Annotated in this window: 14 protein-coding genes and 1 pseudogene; 11 read left to right on the top strand and 4 right to left on the bottom strand. The window is 37.1% G+C overall.

Going from position 1 to position 16,670, the window contains the following annotated elements; genetic code table 11:
* Window positions 1-15 precede the first annotated feature (15 nt).
* A complete protein-coding gene (locus ACLHDF_RS08580; protein WP_413918468.1) occupies window positions 16-843 on the top strand; it encodes a mannose/fructose/sorbose PTS transporter subunit IID in 828 nt (275 codons plus the stop codon).
* An 84-nt stretch (window positions 844-927) separates the two neighbouring features.
* Window positions 928-4,506, top strand: a complete 3,579-nt coding sequence (locus ACLHDF_RS08575; RefSeq protein WP_413918467.1) for a GH32 C-terminal domain-containing protein — start codon at window positions 928-930, stop codon at window positions 4,504-4,506.
* 70 nt (window positions 4,507-4,576) lie between these two features.
* On the opposite strand, the gene ACLHDF_RS08570 is transcribed toward ACLHDF_RS08575, so the two are convergent.
* Genes ACLHDF_RS08570 through ACLHDF_RS08560 form a run of 3 tightly spaced genes read right to left on the bottom strand, consistent with a single transcriptional unit; the run spans window position 4,577 to window position 6,914 of the window.
* Complete coding sequence (locus ACLHDF_RS08570; protein WP_413918466.1) at window positions 4,577-5,302, bottom strand: amino acid ABC transporter permease; 726 nt, start codon at window positions 5,300-5,302, stop codon at window positions 4,577-4,579.
* Between the two features lie 27 nt (window positions 5,303-5,329).
* Complete coding sequence (locus tag ACLHDF_RS08565; protein WP_413918465.1) at window positions 5,330-6,031, bottom strand: amino acid ABC transporter permease; 702 nt, start codon at window positions 6,029-6,031, stop codon at window positions 5,330-5,332.
* Between the two features lie 37 nt (window positions 6,032-6,068).
* Window positions 6,069-6,914: a transporter substrate-binding domain-containing protein gene (locus ACLHDF_RS08560; protein WP_413918464.1), complete on the bottom strand. Its 846-nt coding sequence runs from the start codon at window positions 6,912-6,914 to the stop codon at window positions 6,069-6,071.
* Between the two features lie 579 nt (window positions 6,915-7,493).
* On the opposite strand from ACLHDF_RS08560, the gene ACLHDF_RS08555 reads away from it, so the two are divergent.
* The 7 genes and pseudogenes from ACLHDF_RS08555 to ACLHDF_RS08525 all read left to right on the top strand — a co-directional run bounded on the left by ACLHDF_RS08555 (window position 7,494) and on the right by ACLHDF_RS08525 (window position 13,780).
* Window positions 7,494-8,321, top strand: a complete 828-nt coding sequence (locus ACLHDF_RS08555) for a MetQ/NlpA family ABC transporter substrate-binding protein (protein WP_413918463.1) — start codon at window positions 7,494-7,496, stop codon at window positions 8,319-8,321.
* 56 nt (window positions 8,322-8,377) lie between these two features.
* Window positions 8,378-9,460 (top strand): methionine ABC transporter ATP-binding protein, encoded by a 1,083-nt coding sequence (locus tag ACLHDF_RS08550; RefSeq protein WP_413918462.1) that lies wholly within the window; start codon window positions 8,378-8,380, stop codon window positions 9,458-9,460.
* Window positions 9,399-10,052 (top strand): methionine ABC transporter permease, encoded by a 654-nt coding sequence (locus ACLHDF_RS08545; protein WP_413918461.1) that lies wholly within the window; start codon window positions 9,399-9,401, stop codon window positions 10,050-10,052. Before ACLHDF_RS08550 ends, ACLHDF_RS08545 begins: the two co-directional genes overlap by 62 nt.
* Before the next feature lie 39 nt (window positions 10,053-10,091).
* Window positions 10,092-10,943, top strand: a complete 852-nt coding sequence (locus tag ACLHDF_RS08540; RefSeq protein WP_413918460.1) for a MetQ/NlpA family ABC transporter substrate-binding protein — start codon at window positions 10,092-10,094, stop codon at window positions 10,941-10,943.
* 22 nt (window positions 10,944-10,965) lie between these two features.
* Window positions 10,966-12,312 (top strand): LLM class flavin-dependent oxidoreductase, encoded by a 1,347-nt coding sequence (locus tag ACLHDF_RS08535; protein ID WP_413918459.1) that lies wholly within the window; start codon window positions 10,966-10,968, stop codon window positions 12,310-12,312.
* A 154-nt stretch (window positions 12,313-12,466) separates the two neighbouring features.
* Window positions 12,467-13,262, top strand: a pseudogene (map, locus tag ACLHDF_RS08530) (type I methionyl aminopeptidase).
* Between the two features lie 209 nt (window positions 13,263-13,471).
* Window positions 13,472-13,780, top strand: a complete 309-nt coding sequence (locus tag ACLHDF_RS08525; RefSeq protein ID WP_413918458.1) for a DUF5634 family protein — start codon at window positions 13,472-13,474, stop codon at window positions 13,778-13,780.
* A gap of 852 nt (window positions 13,781-14,632) precedes the next feature.
* Here ACLHDF_RS08525 and ACLHDF_RS08520 read toward each other — a convergent pair.
* Entirely contained in the window at window positions 14,633-15,106 is a 474-nt protein-coding gene (locus tag ACLHDF_RS08520; RefSeq protein WP_413918457.1) for a YbaK/EbsC family protein, read from the bottom strand.
* Between the two features lie 317 nt (window positions 15,107-15,423).
* On the opposite strand from ACLHDF_RS08520, the gene ACLHDF_RS08515 reads away from it, so the two are divergent.
* Both ACLHDF_RS08515 and ACLHDF_RS08510 read left to right on the top strand, forming a co-directional pair.
* Window positions 15,424-15,615, top strand: coding sequence for a hypothetical protein (locus tag ACLHDF_RS08515; protein ID WP_413918456.1), 192 nt, complete (start codon window positions 15,424-15,426; stop codon window positions 15,613-15,615).
* 36 nt (window positions 15,616-15,651) lie between these two features.
* Window positions 15,652-16,476 (top strand): aldo/keto reductase, encoded by an 825-nt coding sequence (locus ACLHDF_RS08510; protein WP_413918455.1) that lies wholly within the window; start codon window positions 15,652-15,654, stop codon window positions 16,474-16,476.
* Window positions 16,477-16,670: the final 194 nt, after the last annotated feature.

Here is a 16,670-nt window from a genome sequence, read left to right as displayed (position 1 = left end):
AAGGGAGGGATAGAAATGGAAACTGAAAAAAGATTAACGAAAAAAGACATTTTTAGCATGTTCATTCGCTCGAATTTTTTACTCGGTTCATTTAACTTTGAGCGTGTTCAGGCAATGGGATACTGCTATGTCATGATTCCAGCAATCAAACGCTTATACGGACCAGGGGCTCAGCGAAATGCAGCATTAAAGCGTCATTTAGAATGGTTCAATACACATCCATGGATTTCTGCACCTATATTTGGCGTCACGGCAGCAATGGAAGAAGAAATGGCGAATAAAAAAGATTTTGATGAAAAAGCCATCAGTGGAATGAAAATTGGATTAATGGGACCGCTTGCTGGTGTAGGAGACCCTATTTTTTGGGGAACACTGCGACCAGTCCTCGCAGCACTAGGTGCATCTCTTGCGTTAGGCGGGAACATTGCCGGGCCGCTGCTATTTTTTATCTTAATTAATGTAATACGCTTAAGTACAAAATATTATGGACTAAAATATGGCTATTTAAAAGGAACAGAAATTTTAAAAGATTTAGTAGGCAATCGAATTCAGAAACTGACGGAAGGTGCGTCCATTTTAGGACTCTTTGTAATGGGAGCATTGGTTTCGGAATGGACCACTATTAATATACCCGTAGTGGTTTCTAGAATCAAAGATGATTCTGGCAAAGTTGTGGTGAAAACCGTGCAAGACGTACTTGATAGTATTTTACCGGGGCTACTTCCTTTAGCACTAACTCTATTAGTAGCATGGCTGCTTCGAAAAGGTACAAATCCTTTGCTTATTATTTTCGGTATTTTCCTAATCGGTATAGGAGGTTATTGGATCGGCTTTTTAGGGTGACAAATAAGGAGTCCCATATGCTTCTAAAAGCTGCTGGTGAAAATGTTCTACATAACCAGCATGCAAATAAAGGAGGAAAGGAAGATGAAAAGAACCGTCAAAAAGATATTGATGATTGGAGTCGCTTGTTCCATAAGCTTGTTTTCTGCATACCCTGTATTAGCTGATGATACGGGGTATTATCAAGAAAAATACCGGAATCAATTTCATTTTTCTCCGGAAGCGAACTGGATGAACGATCCAAATGGAATGGTCTATTATAACGGAGAGTACCACCTTTTTTATCAGTATCATCCTTACGGTACCACTTGGGGACCTATGCACTGGGGGCATGCAGTTAGTACAGACTTAGTGAAATGGAAACACCTGCCGATTGCTCTTTCTCCGGATGAGAACGGAGAGATCTTTTCAGGGAGTGCCGTTATTGATTGGAATAATACCGCAGGGTTTGGAAAAGAAGCGATGGTAGCGATCTTTACACACTCGGGCAGTAAAGGGCAAGTACAAAGTTTAGCATACAGCACGGACAGCGGAAGAACGTGGACCAAATATGAAGGAAATCCTGTTATGCCCAGTCCCCCGGTTCCTGACTGGCGGGATCCAAAAGTGTTTTGGCACGATCAAACCAAGCAGTGGGTGATGTCTTTAGCTGCTAAAGATAAAATTATGTTTTATACATCACCTGACTTAAAAAATTGGAAATATGCAAGTGAGTTTGGACCTGACGGAGGCGTTCAAGCAAACGGTCAAAGTGGTGCCTACTCATATACTTTATCTGAACAAAAAGGGCAATCCTTTACTGTAGAGGGGGAAATTACCCTTGTAGAAAAGAATGGACGCGAAGGGGCAGGCGGCCTTGTTTTTCGCTCTAATAAAGACGCAACAAACGCATACGCCGTCAATTTAGACGCTGAAAAGAACCTCTTAACACTTAATAAAGTAGAAAAAGGAAACGTAACGACCCTTGTTTCAAAGCCAATGAGGATTGATACGTCACAAGCATATCATGTAAAAGTAGAAGCCAATAGTGATCACTTTAAGGTACTACTAAATGAAAAACAGGTTTTAGAAGGCAGTGATGCATCTTTTGAAAACGGTCAGTTTGGACTAACAGCATGGAATTCCACAGCTGTCTTTCGTCATGTTAAATTTACGAATCAATCTAATTTCATAACCAATCTATCTAATTGGAAACCTGTTACGGGAATGTGGAATGATACTACTGATGGAAAAATCGGTAAATCTGACAGCGACGGATATATTATAAGTGAAGAACAGGGAGATCAGTTCACTTACGAGTCAAATATGACATTTTTAGATGAAAGCGATGGTTCAGGTTCACTACTCTTTCGGGCAGACGCAAAAGCCCGAAATGGATATATAGCTAGCGTGGATGTTTCTAAGGATACAATTAAGCTAGTAAAGCTTCAAGATGGCATTGCGAGTGTCCTTGCCGAAACAAACGAAAAACTTGATACGAATAAATCGCATCAAGTGAAAGTAACTGCATCGGGAAATGAACTTGATTTGCATGTAGACGACAAACTCATCCTTACTGCAAAAGATGAAACTTTTTCAAAAGGGTTGTTTGGATTACATGTTAATCAATCTTCAGTCCGGTTTCAAGACGTTAATATGACCAAGTTTATTGATACAGATGAAAAGGAAATTAAAAATGGGAGTTTTGAAACAGGGGATCTCACCGGCTGGAAAACGTTAAAAGGAAATGCATTCACAAATGATCATGTAACGGACGCAACCGTAAATTGGAGCGGTCTCTTTGAACAAGAGGGAAAGTATCATTTATGGGGGTTTTCTGATAAGCATGATGGCGATAATGCCACTGGAGAATTACATTCATCTTATTTTAAATTGAGCGGTTCAGGTGAAATCAATTTGTTAATAGGAGGAGGAAACGACCCTACAAACCGCTATGTATCCTTAGTCAGGGCATCCGACGACAAAGAATTGGTTCGTCAAGCGAATACAAAGTTTGCAGACGAAAAGTATCAGCGCTACGTGTGGGATGCTTCAAAGTATATAGGAGAAGTACTGTATATTAAAGCTGTTGATCAAGCTGTAGGAGGATGGGGGCATATTAATTTAGATGATGTTAATGTATTCAATACAGAAAAGATGCCGGAGAAAGTAGATAGTGTAGCAAAAGAACCGGAGGAAGCTAAACAAAGGGAAGGCGGAGAGCTTTCAGATTGGAATACGGTGTCAGGAGAATGGGTGAATTCAACTCATGGAAGCAACGGAGGCATTTGGGAGTGTCCTACTTTGCTCGAACTGCCGGTTGATGGAGACAGCACAAAGAAAAAATGGGTGCTGCAAGTCAGCATCAATGATGGAGCGGCAGCCGGAGGTTCGGGTATGCAGTACTTTGTTGGTGATTTTGACGGGAAAGCGTTTAAAAATGAAAATCTACCAGAGGAAGTACTGTGGACAGATTATGGTGCCGACTTTTATGCTGCCGTAGATTGGAGCGGAGTTGAAGGAGATAACGGAGAAAAGTATTGGCTAGGCTGGATGAGTAACTGGCAATATGCAAACAATACCCCAACCACTACTTGGAGAAGTTCTATGTCAATCCCTAGAAAAATAGCCCTAACCAAAACAGCAGAAGGGCTTCGCTTAAAACAAATCCCTGTTTCAATTGATTCAATTCGCAATAAGCAAGAAAAAAAGATATTGAAGAATTTGATGGTCACAGAAAACAAAAATCTTCTTTCAGGCATACAAGAAAACAAATATGAAATCATCGCAGAATTTGATGTTTCTAATACAGATGCACAAGAATTTGGATTTCAAATTCAAAAAGAAGGCAGTGAAAATACAAAAGTCAGCTATAACGTAAACAAGCAGCGACTATTTGTTGATCGAACAAACTCTGGAAGTTTTGATTTTGGTGAAAATGTGAAAGGCAAACATTCTGCTTCTATGCTTCCAAAAGACGGAAAGGTTAAGCTTCATATGTTCGTAGACCAGTCATCTATAGAAGTATTTGGTAATGACGGAACGGAAGTAATAACAGATCAGCTCTTTCCGACGCTTTCAAGCAATAAAATAAGGCTTTATAGCAAAGGAGGAGCTGTAAAATTAAACTCTCTTAAGATGTATCCATTAAAATCAATTTGGAATAAAAGTCCTGTTGATACAAACTTATCGGGATGGAAAAACATTAGTGGATTATGGGCCGATACGATTAATGGAAAACAAGGGCGAAGCAAAGAAGATTCCTTTACTTTATCATCAGAAAAAGCAAAGAATTTCACATATGAAGCAAAGATAAAGGTGTTAAAGGAGGCCACTTCAAATTCTACAGGAGCAGGAGCGCTAGTATTTCGTTCGGATGAACAGGCAAATAATGCTTACGCTGCAAATGTAGATGTGCTTAATAATCAAGTAAAGCTCATTACGTTTAGAGACGGAATTGGGAAGGACCTAATTGTTTACGATGATGGAGGAAAGCTGGATTTAAAGACAAATACGAATTATCATTTGAAAGTAATGGCTGAAGGAGAACACATTCAAGTTTATCTCGATGGCAAGCTGGTGATCGATGCAATGGACCCTACCTTTTTAGAAGGTTATGCTGGGCTGAATGTGTGGAATTCTACTAGTTTGTTTAATGAAGTGAAATTTAAAACAGTAAAATAATGGATTGAGAAAGCTGCCTCTTTACTAAGACAGCTTTCTTGATCAGTTTATATTGATTTTTCTAGGAGAGTTAAGAAGCTGAACGCACTTCTTCTCTTAATTCATAATGACTAAGTTTTTTCTCAATGATTACAAATAGCCTCTCAAAGAAGAAGCAAAGAATCCAGTAAATAAGTGAAGCGACCAGATACATTTCTAAATATTTATACCCATCATTAGCAATGACCTTAGATATCGCCATAATTTCAACTACTTTTACCGCAAAAGCAAGAGAAGTAGCTTTAATTAAACTAATAAAAATGTTTCCAAGGTTAGGAATAGCCGCTACTAAAGACTGAGGGAAGATAATTCTTTTAACAGCCTGAAAAGTAGTCATTCCTACTGAATATGCAGCTTCAATTTGACCACGGTCAATGGTTTGAATAGAAGAGCGGAATACCTCTGATTGATAAGCAGAGGTATTTAATGTGTACGCAATTAAAGCATAAACTAAAGGTGAAATAGTATCCCCACCTAAGTCCCAGCCTTGAGTCTCATTTAGAAATTCTAGGAAAATAGGGATTCCATAGAAAAATACATAGAGCTGTACGAGCAGTGGGGTGCCTCTCATAAATGAGACGTATATAACAGCTATTTGCTTTAGAAGCGGAATTTTATATATTCTGCATAGCGCAATGAAAAGACCAAAAATACTTCCTATCGCCATTGAGATAATCGCTATTGTTAGTGTTAAAGGTACACCTTTTAAGACTTCAGGAGTTTCCTCCAAAGCAAATCGTAAATCAATAATAGGCAATCAAGTTCACTCCTTTACTAGTACAAATTATTTAGAGATGCTGACGCTGCCTTTTTTTAAATGTTTCTCTAAGTAACTGACCGTGATTTCAATTACGATACACATGCTCCAATATACGAGTGAGATCGTAACATAAATTTCAAACATTCCTATTCCATAGTTGTTGCCCAAAATAAGGCGAACTTGCCCCATAATATCAATAATTCCAATGGTAAAAGCAAGTGCAGTATCTTTTAATAATGAAATCGTAGCATTTCCTAAATTAGGTAGTGCTGCTACAAACGCTTGAGGAAGGATAATTCTTCTTAAGGTTTGAAAATAGTTCATGCCAATACTATAAGACGCTTCGAACTGTCCTTTATCAATCGAAAGATATGCTGAACGAATAACTTCTGATAAAGGAGCAGCAGTATGTAGTGAAAAAGCAATAACTAAGAAAGTGATGCGACTCCAGCTGTTAATGTCAATATGGACGATAAGCAGCAGCTGAGGAAGGCCGAAGTATACAAGAAACAGCTGAACCAGCAGCGGTGTACAGCGCATAAAAGATAAATAGATGGTTGCCACTTTAGAAAGAACAGGCTTTTTTTGAATGCGTATCAGGGCAATCACGAAACCTAAAAGCAATGAAAAAAAGAGAGAAGGGCCTAGCATAAATAGTGTTAAAGGAAGTTTATCTACCACTTGACATAACAGCTTTAACCAATCATGAAAATCGGTACTAATCATATCTCACCCCGCCGTAATGATGAATTCTTTTACTCATTTAATCTTGGAAATTGAAGTTTTGCTGATTAATATACTTCAATTCTTTAAAGAAATTTACTTTAAACCATTTTTCAGCCAAGTTTTCTAGCCTCCCGTCATTTTGTAGTTCGACTGTCGCTTTATCAATTTCATCAGCAAGTTTTTGATTATTTTTATTAAAGACTAACCAAGTTGGTTCTTTTGATACAATGCCTCCTACTTTTAAATTTAATTTGAGCTGTTTTTGTACTTCGTTAAATGTTGTTACGTTTAAAAAGATAGCATCCGCTTTACCTTTATCTACCAACTTTAAGTTTTCTGCGGTAGAAGGGTTATCAATGCTTTCTAATGTTAAAGGCTTAGTAGGGTGTTCTTTGTTATAGGCATTCAAAATAGCGCGCAATCCGCCCGTAGCAGATACAGGAGGAAATTTTTTGCCCACCATATCGTTAAGTGTTTTGATATCGTTGCGTGATTTTTGTGTCACTAAGGCTGTTAAAGAATAACCATACTCATGCGCGGGATAAAGAAATTTTTCTTCTCGTTCAGGGTTTTTGAAGAACCAGTTGATGGCAAAATCATATTTTCCTGTCGACACACCTAACAAATTTGTTTCTTCTTCTCCAAGCGTATATTCAAATTTGTACCTTGGAAGCTTTTTTTCAAGCTGCTTTACATAATCCATATCATATCCAATAGGCTCATTCTGTTCGTTCGTAAATAGAAAAGGCGGATTTACTTCATCACTCAAAGCAACTTTGATTACTTTTTTATCGCTGTTTTCTGAGCTAGAGCTTTGAGAGCATCCTCCTAAAGGCATAATAAGTCCAATTGCCAAAGCTAAAGTAACGCATAAATTTTTCATCGTTTTATTCCTCCCGATACTAATTTCTGTGTAACGAGTAATAAAAAAGCACCGAAAAGACTGCTAAAAAGCTTTTTCGGTGCCATTGGTGATCCAGTAGGCAAGTGTACTTTAGATTGCGAAATAAAAGAGGCTCTTCAAACGTTATTGATACGTTTGAAGAGCCTCTGGTTGACCAGACGGCCTGATTAATATGAGGTCTATATTAAGTTAATTATTCCTATTTGTAAAGTGGGTTTTTGATAACATAAACATTTTGGTTAGATTTCTTAGACTTTCTATCTAATGCCCGATTGAAGCACCTAAGTATAACTATCACAAATAAAATATGTAATCTCACGGTTTATAAATACTAAATTGACAGTCAAAAGCATGTTTGGTATATTTTTCAAAAGATTTAAAACTCTTATTGGAATTATCGGATTTAAAAATGTTTGTTAAACATATAGTGGAAACAGAACAGTCGACCAGACGAATGGAGACAAAAATGACGGGGATTACCTCAGAATTTTTGTCTTTTTTAATGGCAGCAGATTAACGCTATATATTTAATACATCACAAATGGTGGGGGGAGAGAAATGAAGAAATTTGTATGGCTTTTTGCATTATTAGCAGTACTTACTGTTGTGGGAGGGTGTGGAAATAACGAAAAAGCATCTGGTCAAAATAGTGACAAGAAAGAAGATGTAGTTCTTAAAGTGGGGGCAGCCTCCACGCCGCACGCAGAAATTTTGAAATATGTGGAACCTGATTTGAAAAAAGAAGGGATAAAGCTGGACATTGTAAATATTAAAGACGGCATACAGACAAATGAACAAACAGCAAATGGAGAGTTAGATGCCAACTATTTTCAACATACGCCATACTTAGAGCAAACGAATAAAGATAGTGGATTAAATCTTGTAAGTGTGACAAACGTTCATATCGAACCGTTTGGAGTGTATTCTAAAAAAATAAAATCAATTAACGATTTATCCAAAGGAGTAAAGGTTGCTGTTCCTAATGATCCGGTGAACTTTTCACGTGCACTAGAGCTTTTCGAGTCTAATGGAATCATTGAGTTAAAAAAGAAACCTAGTGGTAGCTCTTATACGGTTGAAGATATTTCAAAGAATAAAAGAAAGCTAGACTTTGTGGCAGTAGATGGTTCGCTTCTTGTCCGCTCTCTTGATGATGTAGAAGCTTCCGCTATCAATACGAATTATGCTCTTGAAGGCGGATTTAAACCAACTAAAGATGCGTTAATTATTGAAAAGAAAGAGTCTCCTTATGTGAATATTCTAGTGACTACGAGAGAGAAAAAAGAGAATAAAAATATTCAACGTTTAGCAAAAGCACTTACTACAGATAAAGTTAAAAAGTTTATTAAGGAAAAATACGATGGCGCAGTCGTTCCAGCTTTCTAAGTATAGAAGTAAAAAAGAAATAAGAATCGCATTTTAAAAGAAAAGGAGGATTTCTTTTGATAAAGTTTCAACGTGTTTCAAAAGTATTCGAGAGTGGTTCGAAAAAAATTGAAGCTCTCAAAGACATTGAATTAACGATACAAAAAGGAGACATATTTGGGGTGATTGGATTAAGCGGGGCAGGAAAAAGCACGCTGCTTCGAACGATTAATCTACTGGAGTATCCGACTTCAGGTGAAGTAATAGTAGATGGAGAAAACTTAGCAAAGTTGTCTGAATTGGAGCTGAGAAAAAACAAAAAAAGAATTGGCATGATTTTTCAACACTTTAATCTATTAAATTCAAAAACAGTGTTTGAAAATATAGCAATGCCGCTTATATTAAGTGGAAAAGCAAAAAAAGATATAAAGCCACGCGTAGAAGAGCTGCTTCATTTTGTAGATTTAGAAGACAAAGCAGGTGCATATCCCGATCATCTCTCTGGAGGTCAAAAACAGAGAGTAGGCATTGCGCGTGCATTAGCAACAAATCCTTCTATTTTATTATGTGATGAAGCAACTTCAGCATTAGATCCGCATACAACAGAATCTATTTTGAGATTGCTGAAAAAAGTTAATGAAGAATATCAAATTACGATAGTAATAATCACACACGAAATGGAAGTCATTAAGCAAATTTGTAATCGTGTCGCTGTGATGAAGGACGGGAAGATTATTGAAACAGGAAATGTATTTGATATCTTTTCAAATCCACGTACCGAAATTGCTAAAAATTTTGTTCAGTCAGTTATTCGAGATGACATTCCACAAAACGTGTATGAATTAGTACAAACTACAAATTCAAATCAGAAAATTTTTAAGATTAACTTTATCGGCATCAATTCCGGTCAATCTGTGATTTCAAGCTTATCAAAGCGCTTTAATGTACAGATAAATATTTTACTTGGAAACATTACGGAGTTACAGGGCATTCCATTTGGGCATTTAATTATTGAATTAATTGGCACGCAAGAAGAAATAGATAGAGCTGAACTATATGCACTGCAGCAAAATATAAGAATGGAAGAGGTGGTTTCAAATGTTAGAAGTAAGCCAAGAGTTGATATTAGCGGCTTTGTGGGAAACACTGTACATGGTTAGTGCTTCCCTGCTTTTCGGGGCTTTAATTGGAATTCCTTTAGGGATTTTACTTGTTGTAACACGCAAGGGGCATATTCTTGAAAATCGAGTTGTTTTTTCAATTTTAAATTCTATTGTAAATATTTTTCGTTCGATCCCGTTCATTATTTTACTTGTAGCGATTATCCCATTTACAAGGTTCGTCGTCGGAACGACTATTGGTACAACGGCGGCTATTGTTCCACTTGTTTTACATATTGGACCTTATATGGCTAGACTCGTTGAAAATTCTTTGCTTGAAGTAAATGAAGGCATTATTGAAGTAGCGCAAGCGATGGGTGCTTCTAAAACTCAAATTGTATTCCGTTTTTTAATTCCAGAGGCCTTCCCCTCTCTTATTTTAAGCTTAACAACTGTCACAATTGGGTTAATTGGAGCAACAGCAATGGCCGGTGCTATCGGAGGCGGAGGGCTTGGTGATTTAGCTATTACTTACGGCTATCAACGCTTCAGCACGATTACAATTGTAGTTACCGTTGTGCTTCTTCTTATTATTGTTCAAGGTATTCAAACTTTAGGAAACGTTATAGAACGCAAGATTAGAAGAGTGTAAGAACATCTTTAAAGTAAGCTTTTTAAAGGAGAGTTATAAATGAAAAAAACGATATTCCTGCTTCTGCTGTTGTTTACCCTCGCCATAACAGGATGTTCTAATCCCTCATCCGGTGCCAGTAGTAAAGAAGATAAAATTAAAGTAGGCATTCGAAGCTCCGAACTTCGGACGTGGGAATTTATAAAAGAGAAAGCAAAAAAACAAGGGCTGAATATAGAACTTGTGAATTTTTCTTCAGCGTACGATCCTAATCAAGCCTTAGCTGAAGGAGAAATAGATGTAAATGCGTTTCAGCACGTTGCGTATTTAGATTCGTTTAATCAAAAGAACGGAACGGATATTGTGCCAATTGGAACGACCATCATTGCGCCTCTAGGCCTTTATTCTGAAAAATATAAATCGTTAAAAGACATTCCAAATGGTGCTCAAATTGCTGTTCCAAATGACCCTTCTAACTGGGGAAGAGCACTAGTTTTGCTGCAAGAAGCTGATTTAATCACAGTGGTTGAAGGCTTTGACGGTAACGGAGGAGAGGACAAAATTAAAAGCAATCCTAAAAACTTAAAAATTATTCCCGTCGATTCTGCAAGCACTCCCCGCGTTATGCAAGATACCGCAGCTTCCATTATTAACAATGGTGTAGCTGTGGAAGCGGGTCTTAGCTTAAAGGATGCACTTATTCATGAAAATAAAACAGCAAAGCCCTATATTAATGTCATCGCTGCAAGAAAAAAAGACCAGGATAACACGTATTTAAAGAAGTTAGTAAAAGTGTATCAATCAAAAGCTACGGCTGCCTTTATAAAAAAGACATACAAAGGAAATTATATTCCGACCTTTATTAGCTTGAAGGAATTGAATACTTACAAAGAGACGTATGAAACAAAATAAGTACTAAATAGGGGGTGGGAAAATGGTCAAGGAACGAAAAATGAAACTTGCCGCTTATTTGATTGGCACAGGTATGCACGTAGCTTCGTGGCGTCACCCTGATTCAAAACCTAACGCAAGTATTGACGTTTCTGTGTATCAAAAGCTTGCACAAACCGCTGAAAGAGGAAAATTTGACATCGCGTTTATTGCCGATAGTTTAGCAGTAAATGCAGAGTCGCATCCTCAGATTTTGAATCGGTTTGATCCTATTGTAATCATTACAGCAATGGCGACAGCTACTGAGAAAATTGGCATTGTTGCCACATCTTCAACAACTTACAATGAACCTTATACACTAGCACGCCAGTTTGCCTCTGTCGATCATGTAAGTGGAGGAAGAGCAGGCTGGAACGTTGTGACCACAGCAGATGCAACAGGGGAAACGGCGTTAAATTTTAACCGTGATACTCATTGGGAACACGATCACCGGTATGAACGTGCAGAAGAATTCATTGATGTTGTTCAAGGGTTGTGGGATTCATGGGAAGATGCTGCCTTTTTATACGATAAAGAAAAAGGAGAGTTTTTTGATGCTAAAAAGGTACATGAACTTAATTATAAAGGCAAGTATTTTTCTGTAAAAGGGCCGTTAAATATCGCTCGTTCCGCCCAAGGACAACCGGTTATCGTTCAGGCCGGTTCTTCTGAGCCGGGACAGCGCTTAGCGGCAAGAACGGCAGAGGTGGTATTTGCACATCGAGATAATATAGAAGAAGCCAAAAGTTTTTATAAATCCCTTAAATCAAGGCTTTCTCAATATAATAGAACGGAAGCTGATTTACATATCCTTCACGGTGTTTCTCCTATTATAGGAGAAACAGAAGAAGAAGCGATTCAAAAATACAACGATTTACAAAAGCTAGTGAATCCGTATGAAGGATTAAAGTTCGTTTCTGGGTATATGGGGAACGTTGATTTTACGAAGTATGCCCTTAGTACTCCTGCCTCAAAGGTAGAGTTTCCATCCGTGAATGGCATCCAAAGTCAGTTTGATGAGATGCTAAGAATTATAGCAAAGGAAAAACTTACGGTAGGGGATCTTTATACGCGATTTTTTGGTGCTGCAAGAAAAGATAATTTTGTAGGAACCCCCATTCAAATTGCGGACGAAATGGAAAGGTGGTTTCAGGAAAAAGCAGCGGACGGATTTATGCTGCAGTTTCCTTTACTTCCATCTGGCTTAGATGATTTTGTAAATCTTGTTGTACCAATTTTACAAGAAAGAGGTTTGTTTCGAATAGACTATGAAGGAAACACATTAAGAGATCATTTGGAGCTTAAGAAACCTAGAAATAGGTTTGTTGATGAAGGTGTAAGGTCTCTATAATGTAGAAAAGAATGCTGCCTTATAGCAGCATTCTTTTTTTGGTGAATTCAATCGGTTAAAAAGCGAAAGTTTGGCATATGATAAATATCTTACTAGTCTAATTAATCGTACATCTTAGTTCTTAAAAGGTCTGTTGAAAAATCCTCATAAAAATATGATAAAATCGGATAGGATATATATTTCGAGGAAGGAAAGTGTTTTTTATGATTATTGGTAACGAACAAGATTTAGAAAGTTTACGCAAAATTGGCCGCATCGTTGCGCTTGCACGTGAAGAGATGAAAAATCAAGCAAAAGCAGGTATGACAACGAAAGAGCTTGATATGATTGGTAAAAAAATATTGGATGAACACGGTGCTACTTCTGCACCTGAAAAAGAATATAATTTCCCAGGTGTAACATGCATTAGTGTAAACGAAGAAGTGGCCCACGGTATTCCGGGAGATCGAGTATTAAAAGATGGCGATTTAGTAAATGTGGATGTATCTGCCGTACTTGATGGCTATTATTCAGATACTGGTATTTCATTTGTTATTGGGCAAGACGAAGAAAAAGAAAAGCTGTGTCAAGCTGCAGTTGATGCATTTTGGGCAGCTATGAAAAAAGTAAAAGCTGGTTCAAAACAAAACCAAATTGGTCGTGCTGTATCTAACTTTGCACATCAAAACGGATATGCTGTTATTGAAAATTTAACGGGTCATGGTGTTGGCCGCAGCTTGCATGACGCTCCTAACCACATTTTAAACTATTACGATCCAATGGATAAAGCACTTTTGAAAAAAGGTCTTGTTATTGCTGTAGAGCCATTTATCTCTATGAAAGCTGATCATATCATTGAACGCGGAGACGACGGTTGGACATTTGTTACACCGGATAATAGTCTTGTGGCACAATGTGAACATACGATTATTGTAACAAACAGTGAACCAATTATTTTAACGGAACTATAATTAAGTTTCTCTATAGATTTCGGTAACAAAAAAGCTACTTCACTTAGCAATGTTTTTTCGTTGCATTATAGTGAGGTAGCTTTCTTATTACTATGTAATGATGACTATCATATTGATTTGCTTTGTTCATACAACGTTTGAAAGATAGTGTAATTGAATATGCTCAAGGGAATGCTAAACATAAATCAAAATGAAAAGGGGTAAAAAATATGGAATATGTAGGAAGAGAAGCGATTGTAAGTGAACTGACTCATCATATGGATGACATTTTAAACAAATATAATCTTCAAGGCGTCTCCGTATATGAAGAAGAAGGAGAAGGGAATCACTATTATCTTGGCTACACAGTAAAAAAGAATAATCATGTGTTTATGATTAACAGACCTTATATAAAAGATAAAAACGGGAAACTAGCAGTAGAAAAGCAAGAATGGACTGTTCAAGGTAACGAAGGAGAAACAAATGGATATACTTCACTTGAAGATGCATTTCAAAAAATTGATGAAATCATACATTAAATAAATTTGATGAAATTCACTGCAGATGCTTTTCTTTGCCTGGGTGAGGATGAGCAGTAGAGGCGCTACTAGCTGACGTGCTTCTTTCACCTATACTATCTAAATTTTCTTTGCTATAAAGTCTAGAAAATTACATGTAATAAAAAATTGCTTTTTAAGGTTTTACTATATAAATACGGGGTACACATATAGTACAGCAGCTATCATGCAAATGGTTGTGGTGAAAGGTTAAATACTTAGCGTATGAAGGGACTGATTAGTTTTGAAAGGCTTAACAGCGACTTCAGCAAATGTATTACCGCAAATTGAAAGTAGATATTCGTATCTGACACAAGGCACTTTGGTTATGAACCGATATACGTAACGAAAGGGCCTAATTAGGCAAACAAATGAAAGACTGAATCAACGAGAAGAAGCCTGCATCTAACATGTAGGCTTCTTCTTTTTTATAACTGAAACTGAGATGAAGTACATAACGGGTATAGAGGAAGAAGATTCACATTCAGTCAGTTTTCCGTGCACGTTTTTCTTGAAAAAAGGTCATAAGTTGAAGATACTGTATATAACTATGTAAAAGAATTTTTGAGTGCAAAATAATAAATCTGCTTGAGGTGAAAAGGATGAGAAAAGCAAATAAAAGTGAATGTCTCTGGAATACGTTAGACGGCTGGCTTTTTATCCCTAGGAACATTCCTTTACTATTTCTTTTTGTATTTCTCTTAAGGGTTTCTTACTTAGGTTGGGTGAAACTGCTTCATAAGTTCGTTTAGATACACCAATAGGCTGAACCAAGAAATTGTTTCAGCCTATTGGTGTGCTGATTAATTATATCTGCACCGTAATTCACCTAGGCTATTCGTTCCATCCTTTGCACACATCAACCCATTTTAAGCATTTTGAAAATTCTTCTAGTTCGGGTATCGTTAATTCGATCGCACTATTTCCGCTTCCACAGGCAGGGAAAACGGTGATAAAACGTTTCAAGGATTCATCTAGATACACGTGAACACCTTCGTTAACAGCAAATGGGCATACTCCGCCTATAGCGTGACCAATCAGAGCTTCTACTTCACTTGCTCCAAGCATTTTTGCTTTGGTTCCAAATTCTTCTTTATATTTTCGGTTATCAATTTTCGCATCTCCTGCTGCCACAATCAATAAAACGGTTCCTTCTGCGGTAAAAGAAAGGCTTTTTGCGATTCTTTGCGGCTCACATTTTAAAGCTTGCGCTGCCAGGTCTACAGTAGCACTGGACTCATCCATTTCGATAATTCGATTCTCCATACTATATTGTTTGAAATATGCTTTTACTCTTTCAATCGCCATTTTTCATACCCATTCCTTTCGTTAACTCTTGTAAATATGTATGATTACCTTACATAAAATGCACAGTTGCACTTTGAAGTTAAAAAATTCTATTTATTTTATATATAAAGAAATTATACACAACTTCGCACTTAAAAGCACATATTCGTTTTAATTAAAAAAGTTACATAGGTAAAGTATTTTTAGCTGGTTGAAGCAGGATTACGGAGCCCTTTGACGAATGTAACTATGTCGGCTGCGAAAACATAGACATTAGAACGAAAGATAAATGATGAAATTGGAAAGACGTAAACGTTCTAGTGAAATGAGGAGAAGTAATGCCAAGCTTACACACTGTCGTCAGTCTTTTTAGCAGTACATGTATGGCAACGATGAGTATGATTTATTTGTTTTCTCTTGTGCCGCACGAATGGTCTTTTAAATTTCGATTTGGAGCCATGATTGTAGGAATTCCAATCGGCATTATAATGGGACAGGTTGCTATGCTGATTGGCTGGCACCATCATTAAGTTTCGAAATTTTTAATACAAAAGGAGACATGTAAAATGAATATTGTTACATTAAACAACGGTTTAAAAATGCCTCAGCTTGGATTTGGCGTATGGCAAGTAGAAGATAACCAAGCAGCATCTGCAGTGTCAAAAGCAATTGAAGTTGGGTATACCTCTATTGACACAGCCATGATTTATAAAAATGAAGAAGGAGTAGGTCAAGCAATTAAAGAATCTTCTGTTCCCCGAGAAAAACTGTTTATTACGACAAAAGTTTGGAACAGCGACCAAGGCTATGAAAATACGCTACGTGCGTTTGATGAAAGCTTAGAAAGATTAGAACTTGATTATGTAGATTTATATTTGATTCACTGGCCTACGCCTCAATATGATGAGTACGTGGAGACATATAAAGCACTGGAAAAGCTTTACCACGATGGAAAAGTAAAGGCAATTGGCGTCTGCAACTTTGAAATTGAGCATCTGGAGCGCTTGTTAAATGAATGTGATGTAACGCCTGTTTTAAACCAAATTGAGTGCCATCCGTATCTTGCTCAAAATGAATTAAAAGAGTTTTGTACTAAACATAATATTTTCGTGGAAGCATGGAGTCCTCTTGATCAAGGAGGAGAAGTGTTAAAAGACGAGGTCATTCAAAAAATTGCTGAAGTACATAGCAAAACTCCGGCTCAAGTTGTACTGCGCTGGCACTTACAGAACAACACAATTGTCATTCCTAAGTCTGTAACGCCATCTAGAATAGAAGAAAACTTTAACGTATTTGATTTTAAACTTACTGCGGATGATATGGCAGATATTAATGGATTAAACCGAAATCGCCGCAAAGGTCCGCACCCAAGTGATATGAACGTCCGATAACGTTTAAAGAAATAAGAATGTGCAGCCGTGAATCGTCACTGCTATAAGAAATAACAATTATATTTCAGATTATTTAAAATTCTCTTAAATAGTAATTGACAAATGATCAATTCAGCGTAATACTTAGTGTAGATACCCTAGTTGCTTTAAGTTGTATAGCTTAAAGTGTATAGTGATTTAGTCATTTAGCGATC

The organism is Priestia megaterium (assembly GCF_046599315.1).
GTDB lineage: Bacteria > Bacillota > Bacilli > Bacillales > Bacillaceae_H > Priestia > Priestia megaterium_F.
Note: the sequence above shows the minus strand (reverse complement) of the source record. Positions and strands in the feature narration are given on the sequence as shown.